This window comes from Vibrio genomosp. F6 (assembly GCF_005146325.1).
GTDB classification, from domain to species: Bacteria; Pseudomonadota; Gammaproteobacteria; order Enterobacterales; family Vibrionaceae; genus Vibrio; species Vibrio cortegadensis.
The window spans coordinates 166,631-179,415 of sequence record NZ_SYUT01000031.1 but is presented as its reverse complement, the minus strand read 5'-3'; the positions used below and the strand labels follow the sequence as shown (position 1 = coordinate 179,415).

Genomic DNA, 12,785 nt, shown 5'->3' with positions numbered 1-12,785 from the left:
TGAATATATTGATCGGAGATAGAAATGAGCGATTTAAAAGCAGCAGCTCTACGTGCACTAAAACTTATGGACCTAACTACGTTGAATGACGACGACACTGATGCAAAAGTGATTTCGTTATGTCATGACGCGAAAACTGCAGTAGGTAACACCGCTGCAATCTGTATCTACCCTCGCTTTATTCCTATTGCAAAGAAAACACTACGCGAGCAAGGTACACCAGAAGTACGTATTGCAACGGTAACAAACTTCCCACACGGTAACGATGATATCGCTATCGCGGTTGCGGAAACAAAAGCTGCTGTTGCTTACGGTGCAGATGAAGTTGACGTAGTATTCCCATACCGTGCCCTAATGGCTGGTAACGAAGAAGTCGGTTTTGAGCTTGTTAAGCAATGTAAAGAAGCATGTGGTGATATCACGCTTAAAGTGATCATCGAAACAGGTGAACTAAAAGAAGAAGCATTAATCAAGAAAGCATCTAAAATCTGTATCGAAGCAGGTGCTAACTTCATTAAAACTTCAACAGGTAAAGTGCCTGAAAATGCAACACCAGAATACGCACGCATGATGCTAGAAGTTATTCGTGACATGGGCGTAGCAAAAACAGTTGGTTTCAAACCTGCTGGTGGTGTTCGTACTGCTGAAGATGCTGCGCTATACCTAGGTATGGCTGATGAGCTTCTTGGTGGTGAGTGGGCTGATAACATGCACTACCGTTTTGGTGCTTCAAGCCTACTAACAAACCTACTGAATACATTAGAAGTGACGGACGAAACTGCAGATCCTGCAGCTTACTAATCCTTAATTCTAACTAAGATGGAGTGAGTGATGAATCATTGTCACTCCATCTTGTCTCTTATCCTACAAACCCAAAACTCTAGCAAAGAGTCGGGGAGGCACTAATGTATTTACCACAAGAAATCATCCGTAAAAAACGCGACAACGAAGTTCTTACTACTGAAGAAATCAACTTCTTCATTCAAGGTGTTGCAAAGAATACTGTATCTGAAGGCCAAATCGCTGCATTCGCAATGGCGATCTTTTTCAATGAAATGACGATGCCAGAACGTATCGCACTTACCTGTGCAATGCGTGATTCAGGCATGGTTATCGATTGGTCTCACATGAATTTTGGTGGTCCAATTGTCGATAAACATTCTACTGGTGGTGTTGGTGACGTAACTTCTCTAATGCTTGGCCCTATGGTGGCAGCATGTGGTGGTTTTGTACCAATGATCTCTGGCCGAGGCCTTGGTCACACTGGTGGTACTCTTGATAAACTAGAATCAATTCCTGGTTACAATATCACACCAACTAACGACGTATTTGGACAAGTAACCAAAGACGCGGGTGTGGCTATTATTGGTCAAACAGGTGATCTAGCCCCTGCTGATAAACGTGTTTACGCGACTCGTGATATTACAGCGACTGTTGATAACATCTCACTTATCACAGCTTCAATTCTTTCTAAGAAATTGGCAGCAGGTCTTGATTCGCTAGTAATGGATGTAAAAGTAGGTTCAGGCGCATTCATGCCAACTTATGAAGCCTCTGAAGATCTTGCTCGTTCTATTGTAGCGGTTGCAAATGGTGCTGGCACCAAGACAACGGCAATTCTAACGGATATGAACCAAGTGTTAGCGTCTTCTGCAGGTAATGCTGTTGAAGTTCGTGAAGCGGTTCAATTCTTAACTGGTGAATACCGTAACCCTCGTCTTCTTAACATCACTTTAGCATCATGTGCTGAAATGTTAGTGCTGGGTAATCTTGCAAAAGATTCAGATGAAGCTCGCGCTAAACTGATGGAAGTTCTGGATAACGGAAAAGCGGCAGAGTGCTTTGGTAAAATGGTTGCAGGCCTTGGTGGCCCAGCAGACTTCGTAGAAAACTACGATAACTACCTAGAGAAAGCAGAAATTATTAAACCAGTGTACGCACTTGAAAGTGGCATTGTTTCAGCAATGGATACGCGTGCAATTGGTATGGCTGTTGTAGGAATGGGCGGCGGTCGTCGCGTGGCTACAGACAGCATCGATTATGCAGTAGGCTTTGATGGGTTCATTCGTTTAGGCGAAACAGCAAGCAGTGATAAGCCACTAGCAATTATTCATGCCCGCACAGAAGAGCAATGGCAAGAAGCGGCGAAAGCGCTGCAAAGTGCTATTGTTGTGGGTGGCACTTACGAAGCAACTCCAGATGTGTACCGTCAGATTCGTTCTGAAGACGTATAACATTTGGTGGAGAGAGCAATGAAAAGAGCATTTATTTTAGTTTTAGATTCATTCGGTATTGGCGAAGCACCTGATGCAGAAAAATTCGGCGATGTAGGTTCTGATACTCTAGGTCATATCGCCGCTCATTGTGCGCAAGGTAAAGCTGATAATGCAGATCGCAAAGGTCCATTAAAGCTACCTAACCTATCTAAACTAGGTTTGGCTATGGCACATAAAGAAGCAACGGGTGAATTTGCTCCTGGTCTTGATGCGAATGCTGAGATCATTGGTGCTTACGGCCATGCGGCTGAACTTTCTTCTGGTAAAGATACGCCTTCAGGTCACTGGGAAATCGCAGGTGTTCCAGTACTGTTTGATTGGGGCTACTTTACAGATAAAGAAAACAGCTTCCCGAAAGAGCTGACAGATAGCATTCTTAAGCGCGCAAACCTACCTGGTTTCCTAGGTAACTGTCACTCATCGGGTACAGAAATCCTAGATAACCTAGGTGAAGAACACATGAAGACTGGCTTACCAATCTTCTACACTTCAGCAGACTCTGTTTTCCAGATCGCTTGTCATGAAGAGACATTCGGCCTGCAAAACCTATTAGACCTTTGTCAGATTGCTCGTGAAGAACTAGCAGACTACAACATCGGTCGTGTTATCGCTCGTCCGTTTATTGGTGCTGGTAAAGGTCAATTCGAACGTACGGGTAACCGTCGTGATCTTTCTGTTGAGCCACCTGCAGCAACGGTTTTACAAAAACTCGTTGATGAGAAAGGCGGACAAGTACACTCAATTGGTAAGATCTCTGATATCTACGCAGGTTGCGGTATTTCTAAGAAAACGAAAGCGACAGGTATCCCTGCTCTATTCGAAGCAACGAAAGAAGCGATTACAGCAGCAGAAGACAACACAATCGTATTCACTAACTTTGTTGATTTCGATTCAGCTTATGGTCACCGTCGTGATGTTGCGGGTTATGCTGCAGCTCTAGAGTATTTCGATAACCGTTTACCTGAAATCTTAGAGATGATGGGTGAAGATGATATCGTGATTCTAACAGCAGACCACGGTTGTGATCCTACTTGGCCTGGTACTGACCATACTCGTGAGTTTATTCCAGTATTAGCTTACGGACCAAAACTACCAGCAGGTTCATTAGGTCACCGTAGTACTTTCGCTGATATCGGCCAAAGCCTAGCAGAGTACTTTGGTACTTCTGATATGGATTACGGAAAAAGCTTTCTATAAGCAATAATGAAATAGGGGCGCAATAGCGTCCCTTTTTATATACGAATAGGCATATTTGGTGCTTATTCGTATATTCAATTGAAACTTGAAACAGAGGATAACGTTAATGGCTACTCCACATATTAATGCTGAAATGGGCGACTTTGCTGATGTTGTATTGATGCCTGGTGACCCTATCCGTGCTAAATACATTGCAGATACATTCCTAGATGATGTTGTTCAAGTATGTGATGTTCGTAACATGTTTGGCTACACTGGCACATACAAAGGTCGTAAGATTTCTGTAATGGGGCACGGAATGGGTATCCCATCTTGCTCTATCTACGCCACTGAATTGATCAAAGATTTTGGTGTGAAGAAAATTATTCGTGTGGGTAGCTGTGGCGCGGTTAGCGAAGACATTAAAGTTCGTGATGTTGTGATTGGCATGGGTGCATGTACAGACTCTAAAGTGAACCGTATTCGCTTTAAAGGCCATGATTTCGCTGCAATTGCGGATTATAAAATGGTTCGTAATGCTGAAGATGCAGCTAAAGCTCGTGGTATCGATGTGAAAGTTGGCAACCTATTCTCTGCTGAACTTTTTTATACTCCAGATCCAGAAATGTTTGATGTGATGGACAAATACGGAATCGTAGGCGTAGAGATGGAAGCGGCTGGTATCTACGGCGTTGCTGCTGAATATGGCGCAAAAGCTCTGACTATCTGTACGGTTTCAGATCATATTAAAACAGGCGAACAGACGACTTCAGACGAACGTGCGACAACGTTTAATGACATGATGGAAGTTGCATTAGATTCAGTATTGCTAGGCGATAAAGATTAATCTAACGTTCTATTATGAATAAAAAACCTCGCATTTAACGTAAGTGCGAGGTTTTTTTGTATTTGGCAGAGAAAAATTAAGAGGTTAACCTACATTTTTTAACAGTAAGTTTTCCCCTTTATCTCTTGGCTTTCTTCGTAAGATAGCCACAATGAGCATGCCACTGAGGAAGCTCATCATCAGCATTAGATACATGTAACGATCACTTTTTCGATAATGGTGATCAGAAATAGCCGTTACTTTACCCGTTTCGAATGTGATCCTCACAAAACCAATGATATTACCATCGTTAAACACCGGTTCTAACAACTGCTGCCTGCCAATACTTGCGGTTGAAAGAGGCGTATCAAGCCCTAAAACCTCACGAGCCGTCAGCGCTTTATCACTTGAAGCGAGCCGAACCCCCTCCGCGTCATAAATCGTGGCATCAAACACTAAGCGATCTTGAGAAAGTTGGTTGGTTAATTTTAGTAGTCGTTCCTGATCTTGCTGTGTGATCATCTCGCTAGCCGAAAGTGCGGCTTGGGAGATCAGGACTTTAGTTAATGTCTCAAGCTGTCGAGACTGAATTTTTTCATTACCTTTACTGATCACAACACTATTTTTGATTGTTGTAATAAACATGACGACCAAAAGCGCCAAAATGAGAATACGAAATGCATTTCTCAGAGAAAATAACGAACCGTCAATTTTTGATACGTCCATTTGGGTCCCATGGAAACAAATTTACATTTCATCCATATTGAGACTTGCGTTTTTAAATTGCAATAGGTTAACGTCTTAGGAGGCCAATTAGGAATCATATACATGGAAGCGTTAAAGATTTTGCCAATAAAGAGGCACACCTCGTTACTGACTCGTTTACCTGAGACAATAAAAACATCACAACTCGCCCGAGCAAAGGCGACATGGATCGTTTTCGGAGAGTTTTTATCTCCTGAATGTTTTGATGAGATAGATGAACATACAGGGATCGAGCATATTATCTTAGATACATGGAAGGTCGGCCATTATGAGGTTGCCTTGATGTCAGGAGCATTAACCGAGCAGCACAAACAAGTGCTTCATGCTTTAGAGCTCGATTATGCCAACTTAAGTGAAGTTCCAGATCTATCAAAACCTGGATTGATCGTCATGGATATGGACTCAACCGCAATACAGATTGAGTGCATTGATGAGATCGCCAAACTGGCGGGTGTGGGAGAGCTTGTTTCTGAAGTGACAGAGCGAGCCATGCAAGGTGAACTCGACTTTGAACAGAGTTTACGCCAAAGAGTGGCAGCGTTGAAAGGTGCAGATGAATCCATTCTAGAACAGGTGAGATCAACTCTCCCATTGATGCCTGATCTTGAAGAGCTGGTTAATACACTCAGTGCATTAGGTTGGAAAACCGCTATTGCATCAGGGGGCTTTACCTATTTTTCCGATTATTTGAAAGATAGCCTAGATTTGGATCACGCTCAGTCTAATACATTGGAAATCATCGATGGAAAATTAACCGGACAAGTGCTGGGGGATGTTGTATCGGCAACAACGAAAGCGGATATCTTGTTGGAACTTGCTGATAAATATAATGTAGAAGTACACAACACCGTTGCTGTTGGTGACGGCGCAAATGACTTAGTGATGATGGATATCGCAGGCTTAGGGGTCGCTTATCATGCAAAACCTAAAGTGGAAGAACGAGCGCAAACCGCAGTTCGCTTCTCTGGTTTAGGTGGTGTGCTATGTATTTTATCGGCAAAATTAGCGGTACAGAAAAAAATCAGTTGGAAGAGTAAACCCTAGCGGATTTTGATTTTTCTAAAAGTTAAAAGTTAAAAGTTAAAAGTTTAAAAACGGAAGAACAAAGAGTGGCATTGCAGCCACTCTTTTTCGTTCTGTTTAAGTGAGTTCTAGGCGTATCATTACTTCCTCGGTGATATCAACAATTTCACCATAGCCAATGATCGAACGGATCTCTTTATCCAGTTTTCCTGCGTCATGGATACTCACTTGGGTTAGCTCATCAATGTCATATTGAAGCAGTGAAGTAGTTGAGTTAAACACCGGTGCGCCTGAGATCCGAAGCACATAAACTTCTCCCATCTCTTTGGCTTTTTTGATGAAATCGATTCGTTCTCTAGCGTGCTTAAAATCATCAGATAATTTGGTATGAATCGATTGAAGCTTTCCACCAAATTTAATCGCTGCAATATACACTTCATGATACTGCAGCTCTGCGCCTTCAATTCTCTTGAGGGGAGTTGCCAGTAGGGAATTACTGCGCCCTTTAAATATAGGCTCTAGTGATAAGCACTCCTCATGGCCCAATTTTGCAAGTAGTACTAAATGGTTCGGGAGTGGGTAATTCACCCCTATAACCTTAGTTCTTAAATTCGAATCATGCTTATCGATAAAAATAGGCGAGCTGACTATTTTATTGAGTAATGAGTTATGTAGGCTTTCAAGTAAACTGTTGCTAGCCAATAGCTCGTGTACCTCTTTTAATTTGTCTTTATTGTGCTCAATAATACTATTGAAAAAGGCAATGGTTTTAGTCGTTCGACTCGTATTTTCAATAGCCAGTTGTACACACCTTGCATTTGGGCTGATACGAATCACTTGATACGGAACCTCTCCCAGCGGAAGCGATTTATCGTACAACTGTAGCTCTTTAAGATTGACAGAAAGAGAGTCACCAGCCTTAAGTGGAGCAGCGGTATCTAGAATTAGGCTGATACCATGTTTTGAAATATCAATGGAGTGGCCTGTGAATGGTAAGGCGTCTGATGTGGTGATCTCCACAGGTGACTTAAACTGATAACGAGGCTCTTTTCGTCGTCCTTGAGCATCAAAAAAGATAGCTTTTGGTTGACCAAGGATCTGTCTTGAATGACGGAATTGGTTGAGTTCATTACTGGCCAGGCGAGGGCGTTCCGTTAGTAGATAATCTGAACTAGACTGCTCGTTGCCTATCTCTTGTAAGATGCCGCAGTGAGTGAGCCCTTGTGAACTATCGTTCAGTTCAGTTGAATGCTGCGCTAACGATTGACTCTCTTCTTCTGAAAGCTCAAATATTGAAAGTCGAAAGGCTTTCCAGCTCGGTCTTTTCGCTCCGATGTGCCAGAAGAGTTGCCTTTGTTCTCTGCTCGCTTCTGGGAGCATCATTGAGTAAAAAAGCGTCTTATTTTGATGAGTATGGGTAAAAGAGTAGATGACGTTACTTGATCCCTTTAACCCCGGTCTCGTCAATAGATCCATTCGTTCAGAATTAAATAATGTTCCGAATGCTTGTTGGTTTCGCTCATCATGCCAATACTGCCATAGTGGTTGATTATTATCGGTGAGCAGCGCCAGTTTGAGTTCACTGCCGCTGAAAAATAGCGGTAGATTCCCAGTGTGTTTCAAATAGGCGTGTTCATAACCACGGGTTCTTGCTTGGATGATTTTATCTTGATTATCATGACGAGTTTTTTTGCTATTGCTTGTTAACGATTCAGTGATCACTTGATTAACGATATCTGTTTCAGTTAAACGCATTGTGCGTAAGAACTTTATCGCGTCATTTTCGTGTGAATCATCAATGCCTAAAATTCGGTATACGATAGGTTTATCTATTCCAACCACTTCGGACTGTTTCATTAGTTCCGTGAAAGTCACCGCAATTTCTTGTCCCAAGTTATAGTCAAATGCGCTAGGCACTTTAAAGCGAGCACCGGAACCCGATAAATCAACACTCAAACCGTGTATAACTTGGGATTTTGGTAGCTCAATTTTAACTTGAGAGAAGACTTTTAATCGGTTTTCTTGGCGCTTGAGGCTGTAACCTAAGTGAATAGGCTCTGCTTCATATGGACTATCAGGGTTAGTAATACTTTTTGATTGTTTAGCGTTGGGCTGTTGATTCAATACCCTAAAATTATTTTTCGTATTATTTAACGCCTCCCAAACCCCTTCAGTGTAACTTCCGAAGCGTCTGGTATTTTTATGGTAAGCATTAAAGGCAACATCATCGAGCCAATGCTGTATTCCATCTAACTCATATTCTCTGCATTCACCCTGAACTTTGCCGCGAAGATCAATTTTCTTCGAACAAGGGGCCATAATTCGGTTCAACTCCATCTTAACTAAGAGTTTTACGGATGGAGGCTCTCCATTTGTGACTTGAGATAAGACATAGTCAAAATCGTCGGCGTGATAAGTGGAGATTAGCCGTTCTGTTAGTGAGAGAATTTCAGATTGCTGCATACTTTTCTGTTAGAGTGAGTTTGTCATATAGAACATCGGCGGATTGCCTTAGAACTTTAGCGATGAGTTACACCTGCTCAACTAAATATTAACCTATATTGACCATTTTTGTTTATATAGTTGGAAGAGAAATTAGAGGTAACATGGCAAAAGCAAAACGAGCGTATGTATGCAATGATTGTGGAGCGGATTTTCCGCGTTGGCAAGGTCAGTGTAATGCATGTGGTTCATGGAATACGATAACGGAAGTGCGACTTGCCGCATCCCCTCAAGTCGCAAGAAATGAGCGATTATCGGGTTATGCAGGTGCGGTAACTGAAGCTCAAATTCAAACGTTATCAGAGATAGATCTCCAAGAGGTGCCTCGTTTTTCGAGTAGTTTTAAAGAATTTGATCGAGTACTCGGTGGCGGAATTGTACCAGGCGCTGCTATCCTTATTGGTGGTAACCCTGGCGCAGGTAAATCAACATTACTTTTACAAACAATGTGCCGACTTGCTGCTGAAATGCCGACGTTATATGTAACGGGTGAAGAGTCACTTCAGCAAGTGGCGATGCGAGCCTCTCGGTTAGGGCTTCCAAAAGAGCATTTGAAGATGCTTTCGGAAACTAATGTAGACAAAATTTGTCAGATCGCTGAAAAAGAACAACCTAAAATAATGGTGATCGACTCGATCCAAGTGATGCACGTGGCCGATGTTCAATCATCACCAGGTAGTGTTGCTCAAGTCAGAGAGTCTGCGACAGCACTAACTCGTTACGCCAAGCAAAATAATGTGGCCGTTTTTCTGGTTGGGCACGTAACAAAAGATGGAACACTGGCTGGGCCAAAAGTGCTAGAACATATTATTGACTGTTCTGTATTACTTGATGGTAGCGCTGATAGCCGTTTTAGAACATTACGCAGTCATAAAAACCGTTTTGGTGCGGTGAATGAGCTAGGCGTGTTTGCAATGACAGGTCAAGGTTTAAAAGAAGTAACGAACCCTTCCGCTATATTTTTATCACGAGGTGAAGAACAGACCTCTGGAAGCTCTGTGATGGTTGTATGGGAAGGTACTCGCCCGTTACTCGTTGAAATTCAAGCGTTAGTGGATTATTCACAGCTCTCTAACCCGAGACGAATTGCGGTGGGGTTAGATCAAAACCGATTGTCACTTCTTTTGGCGGTGTTGCATAAACATGGTGGACTTCAAATGGCTGACCAAGATGTCTTTGTCAACGTGGTCGGGGGTGTTAAAGTAACAGAAACAAGTGCTGATTTAGCGTTAGTCATAGCATTACTGTCTAGCTTTAAAGACAGAGCGCTACCTAAAGATGTGGTTGTTTTTGGTGAAGTCGGTTTGGCGGGGGAGATCCGCCCTGTGCCTAGTGGGCAAGAACGTTTAATGGAAGCAGCAAAACACGGTTTCACTAAAGCAATCGTTCCTTTTGCTAATATGCCAAAAGGTGGCGTTGAAGGTATGCAGATCCATGGTGTTAAAAAATTATCGGATGCAATTAACGCTTTCGATGAATTGTAACTTATGTAAATATGCAGCAATGATTCAAGTAAATTAATGACTTTTATATAAATAACAATCCCTTAAAAATCAATTGCTTATTTTTTTTAAGTCAATGGCTCTTTTGCTTTATGCAGTAAAGTGAAAGTTTTTTAATCTCAAATGCACGCAAAGCTATCAGTCTTCACAGATTGTGATATACTCTGCGCGCATTTTATATCCTATTAACAGAGTAAAACGATGACTGATTTATCAAAATACAGAAACATTGGTATTTTCGCGCACGTTGATGCGGGTAAAACCACTACAACTGAGCGTATCCTTAAACTTACTGGCCAGATCCACAAAACTGGTGAAGTTCATGATGGTGAATCGACTACCGATTTCATGGAACAGGAAGCTGAGCGCGGAATTACTATCCAATCAGCAGCAGTAAGCTGTTTCTGGAATGATCACCGTTTAAACGTTATCGATACTCCTGGACACGTTGACTTCACAGTTGAAGTATACCGTTCACTTAAAGTACTTGATGGCGGTATCGGTGTATTCTGTGGTTCTGGTGGTGTTGAACCTCAATCAGAAACTAACTGGCGTTACGCTAACGAATCAGAAGTATCTCGTCTGATCTTCGTTAACAAACTAGACCGTATGGGTGCAGATTTCTACAACGTTGTTGACCAAGTTAAAAACGTTCTAGGTGCAACTCCTCTAGTTATGGTTCTACCAATTGGCCGCGAAGATGACTTCGTTGGTGTTGTAGACCTTCTAAGCCGTAAAGCATACGTTTGGGATGACACTGGTCTTCCTGAAAACTACGAAATCAAAGATGTTCCTGCGGACATGGTTGATGACGTTGAAGCTTACCGTGAAGAGCTAATCGAAACTGCTGTTGAGCAAGACGATGACCTTATGGAAGCTTACATGGAAGGTGAAGAGCCTTCTATCGAAGATATCAAACGTTGTATCCGTAAAGGTACTCGTGACCTTGCATTCTTCCCAACATTCTGTGGTTCTGCATTTAAGAACAAAGGTGTTCAAATCGTTCTTGACGCAGTTGTAGATTACCTACCTGCTCCAACTGAAGTTGATCCACAACCTCTAATGAACGAAGAAGGCGAAGAGACTGGCGATCACGCTATCGTTTCTGCTGATGAAACTTTCAAAGCGCTAGCATTCAAAATCATGGATGACCGTTTTGGTGCACTAACTTTCGTTCGTATTTACTCAGGTAAGTTGAACAAAGGTGACACAATTCTTAATGCTTACACTGGTAAAACAGAGCGTGTTGGCCGTATGGTTGAGATGCAAGCTGATGACCGTAACGAACTAACTAGCGCACAAGCTGGTGACATCATTGCGATCGTAGGTATGAAGAACGTGCAAACTGGTCACACTCTATGTGATCCTAAGCACCCAGTAACACTTGAGCCAATGGTTTTCCCAACTCCAGTAATCTCTATCGCTGTATCTCCAAAAGATAAAGGCGGTTCTGAGAAAATGGGTATCGCGATCGGTAAAATGGTTGCAGAAGATCCATCTTTCCAAGTTGAGACTGACGAAGAAACTGGCGAAACTATCCTGAAAGGTATGGGTGAGCTTCACCTAGACATTAAAGTTGATATCCTTAAGCGTACTTACGGTGTTGACCTTACAGTTGGTGCTCCTCAAGTTGCTTACCGTGAAACTATTACTCAAGCAATTGAAGATAGCTACACGCATAAGAAACAATCTGGTGGTTCTGGTCAGTTCGGTAAGATCGATTACCGTATCAAACCAGGCGAAACTGGTTCTGGCTTCAAGTTCTCTTCTTCTGTTGTTGGCGGTAACGTACCAAAAGAATTCTGGCCTGCAGTAGAGAAAGGCTTCGCTGGTATGATGGAGAACGGTGTTCTTGCTGGCTTCCCAACGCTAGACGTTGAAGTTGAACTATTCGACGGTGGTTTCCACGCAGTCGATTCATCAGCAATCGCATTCGAAATCGCAGCGAAAGGTGCATTCCGTCAATCTATGCCTAAAGCTGGTGCTCAACTTCTTGAGCCTATCATGGCTGTTGACGTGTTCACTCCAGACGATCACGTTGGTGATGTTATCGGTGACCTTAACCGTCGTCGTGGCATGATCAAAGATCAACAAGCTGGCGTAACTGGTGTTCGTATTAAAGCTGACGTACCTCTTTCAGAAATGTTTGGTTACATCGGTCACCTACGTACAATGACTTCTGGTCGTGGTCAATTCTCTATGGAATTCGCACACTACGCAGCATGTCCAATGAACGTTGCTGAAGAAGTTATTGCTAAAGTTAAAGCAGAGAAAGAAGCTAAGTAATTAGTCTTTTTCTTTAAAATAACTTAAAAAAGCCCCGCTAGTCTGACTAGCGGGGCTTTTTGTTATTGGTTTGTGGCTCTTGGGACGTTTAGTAAAAAGTGAGCGAGAGATAACAGGATACAAGTTTCACTTTCAAAGAGACTTAAAGTATCGGCCTGAGTCTTATCGCTCTAGTCACTAGCGTTTTAAGTCAATATATAACTTTTCAACTTTAGCGCGTGCCCAATCGGTTTTTCTTAAAAACTTTAAGCTCGATTTAATACTTGGGTTACTCTTAAAGCAATTCACATTCACTATATGGCTCAACTCTTCCCAACCGTAATGATCAACGAGTTCCGTCAATAGTTTTTCTAAAGTAATGCCATGTAATGGATTGTTCGCTTGTGTCATGCTGTTATCTCTTGATAAATATTGCGTCTAGTATAACAG

General features: G+C 42.4%; 10 protein-coding genes. 7 read left to right on the top strand and 3 right to left on the bottom strand.

The annotated features are described in order from the left end of the window. Positions 1 to 24 precede the first annotated feature (24 nt). The 4 genes from deoC to deoD all read left to right on the top strand — a co-directional run bounded on the left by deoC (position 25) and on the right by deoD (position 4,299). Complete coding sequence (deoC, locus tag FCV43_RS13970) at positions 25 to 801, top strand: deoxyribose-phosphate aldolase (RefSeq protein ID WP_017054084.1); 777 nt, start codon at positions 25 to 27, stop codon at positions 799 to 801. A gap of 104 nt (positions 802 to 905) precedes the next feature. Continuing rightward, the gene (deoA, locus tag FCV43_RS13965; protein WP_136995541.1) at positions 906 to 2,234 is read left to right on the top strand and encodes a thymidine phosphorylase; all 1,329 of its coding nucleotides are present in this window, start codon (positions 906 to 908) and stop codon (positions 2,232 to 2,234) included. Between the two features lie 18 nt (positions 2,235 to 2,252). Further along, positions 2,253 to 3,473, top strand: a complete 1,221-nt coding sequence (locus FCV43_RS13960; RefSeq protein WP_136995540.1) for a phosphopentomutase — start codon at positions 2,253 to 2,255, stop codon at positions 3,471 to 3,473. Positions 3,474 to 3,579: 106 nt separating this feature from the next. Then, on the top strand, positions 3,580 to 4,299 hold the full coding sequence (deoD, locus tag FCV43_RS13955; protein WP_017054081.1) for a purine-nucleoside phosphorylase: 720 nt from the start codon (positions 3,580 to 3,582) through the stop codon (positions 4,297 to 4,299). An 84-nt stretch (positions 4,300 to 4,383) separates the two neighbouring features. Here deoD and FCV43_RS13950 read toward each other — a convergent pair whose 3' ends face one another. After that, positions 4,384 to 4,989 (bottom strand): YtjB family periplasmic protein, encoded by a 606-nt coding sequence (locus tag FCV43_RS13950; protein ID WP_029203525.1) that lies wholly within the window; start codon positions 4,987 to 4,989, stop codon positions 4,384 to 4,386. A 117-nt stretch (positions 4,990 to 5,106) separates the two neighbouring features. On the opposite strand from FCV43_RS13950, the gene serB reads away from it, so the two are divergent. Then, positions 5,107 to 6,087: a phosphoserine phosphatase gene (serB, locus tag FCV43_RS13945; RefSeq protein WP_017054079.1), complete on the top strand. Its 981-nt coding sequence runs from the start codon at positions 5,107 to 5,109 to the stop codon at positions 6,085 to 6,087. Positions 6,088 to 6,183: 96 nt separating this feature from the next. On the opposite strand, the gene FCV43_RS13940 is transcribed toward serB, so the two are convergent. Then, on the bottom strand, positions 6,184 to 8,529 hold the full coding sequence (locus tag FCV43_RS13940) for a PilZ domain-containing protein (RefSeq protein ID WP_136995539.1): 2,346 nt from the start codon (positions 8,527 to 8,529) through the stop codon (positions 6,184 to 6,186). A gap of 143 nt (positions 8,530 to 8,672) precedes the next feature. On the opposite strand from FCV43_RS13940, the gene radA reads away from it, so the two are divergent. Both radA and fusA read left to right on the top strand, forming a co-directional pair. Beyond that, positions 8,673 to 10,052 carry a DNA repair protein RadA gene (gene radA / locus FCV43_RS13935; protein ID WP_017054077.1) on the top strand — a complete coding sequence of 460 codons (1,380 nt, stop codon included), beginning with the start codon at positions 8,673 to 8,675 and terminating at the stop codon, positions 10,050 to 10,052. Positions 10,053 to 10,271: 219 nt separating this feature from the next. Further along, entirely contained in the window at positions 10,272 to 12,356 is a 2,085-nt protein-coding gene (gene fusA / locus FCV43_RS13930; RefSeq protein WP_017054076.1) for an elongation factor G, read from the top strand. Between the two features lie 177 nt (positions 12,357 to 12,533). Here fusA and FCV43_RS13925 read toward each other — a convergent pair whose 3' ends face one another. After that, positions 12,534 to 12,746: a VF530 family DNA-binding protein gene (locus FCV43_RS13925; RefSeq protein ID WP_017054075.1), complete on the bottom strand. Its 213-nt coding sequence runs from the start codon at positions 12,744 to 12,746 to the stop codon at positions 12,534 to 12,536. Positions 12,747 to 12,785: the final 39 nt, after the last annotated feature.

Bases quoted from the DNA above. Each gene is read 5' to 3' on its own strand.
- deoD (WP_017054081.1), top strand. From the start codon at position 3,580: ATGGCTACTCCACATATTAATGCTGAAATGGGCGACTTTGCTGATGTT.
- FCV43_RS13960 (WP_136995540.1), top strand. From the start codon at position 2,253: ATGAAAAGAGCATTTATTTTAGTTTTAGATTCATTCGGTATTGGCGAA.
- radA (WP_017054077.1), top strand. From the start codon at position 8,673: ATGGCAAAAGCAAAACGAGCGTATGTATGCAATGATTGTGGAGCGGAT.
- serB (WP_017054079.1), top strand. From the start codon at position 5,107: ATGGAAGCGTTAAAGATTTTGCCAATAAAGAGGCACACCTCGTTACTG.
- FCV43_RS13925 (WP_017054075.1), bottom strand. From the start codon at position 12,746: ATGACACAAGCGAACAATCCATTACATGGCATTACTTTAGAAAAACTA.
- deoA (WP_136995541.1), top strand. From the start codon at position 906: ATGTATTTACCACAAGAAATCATCCGTAAAAAACGCGACAACGAAGTT.
- FCV43_RS13940 (WP_136995539.1), bottom strand. From the start codon at position 8,529: ATGCAGCAATCTGAAATTCTCTCACTAACAGAACGGCTAATCTCCACT.
- fusA (WP_017054076.1), top strand. From the start codon at position 10,272: ATGACTGATTTATCAAAATACAGAAACATTGGTATTTTCGCGCACGTT.
- deoC (WP_017054084.1), top strand. From the start codon at position 25: ATGAGCGATTTAAAAGCAGCAGCTCTACGTGCACTAAAACTTATGGAC.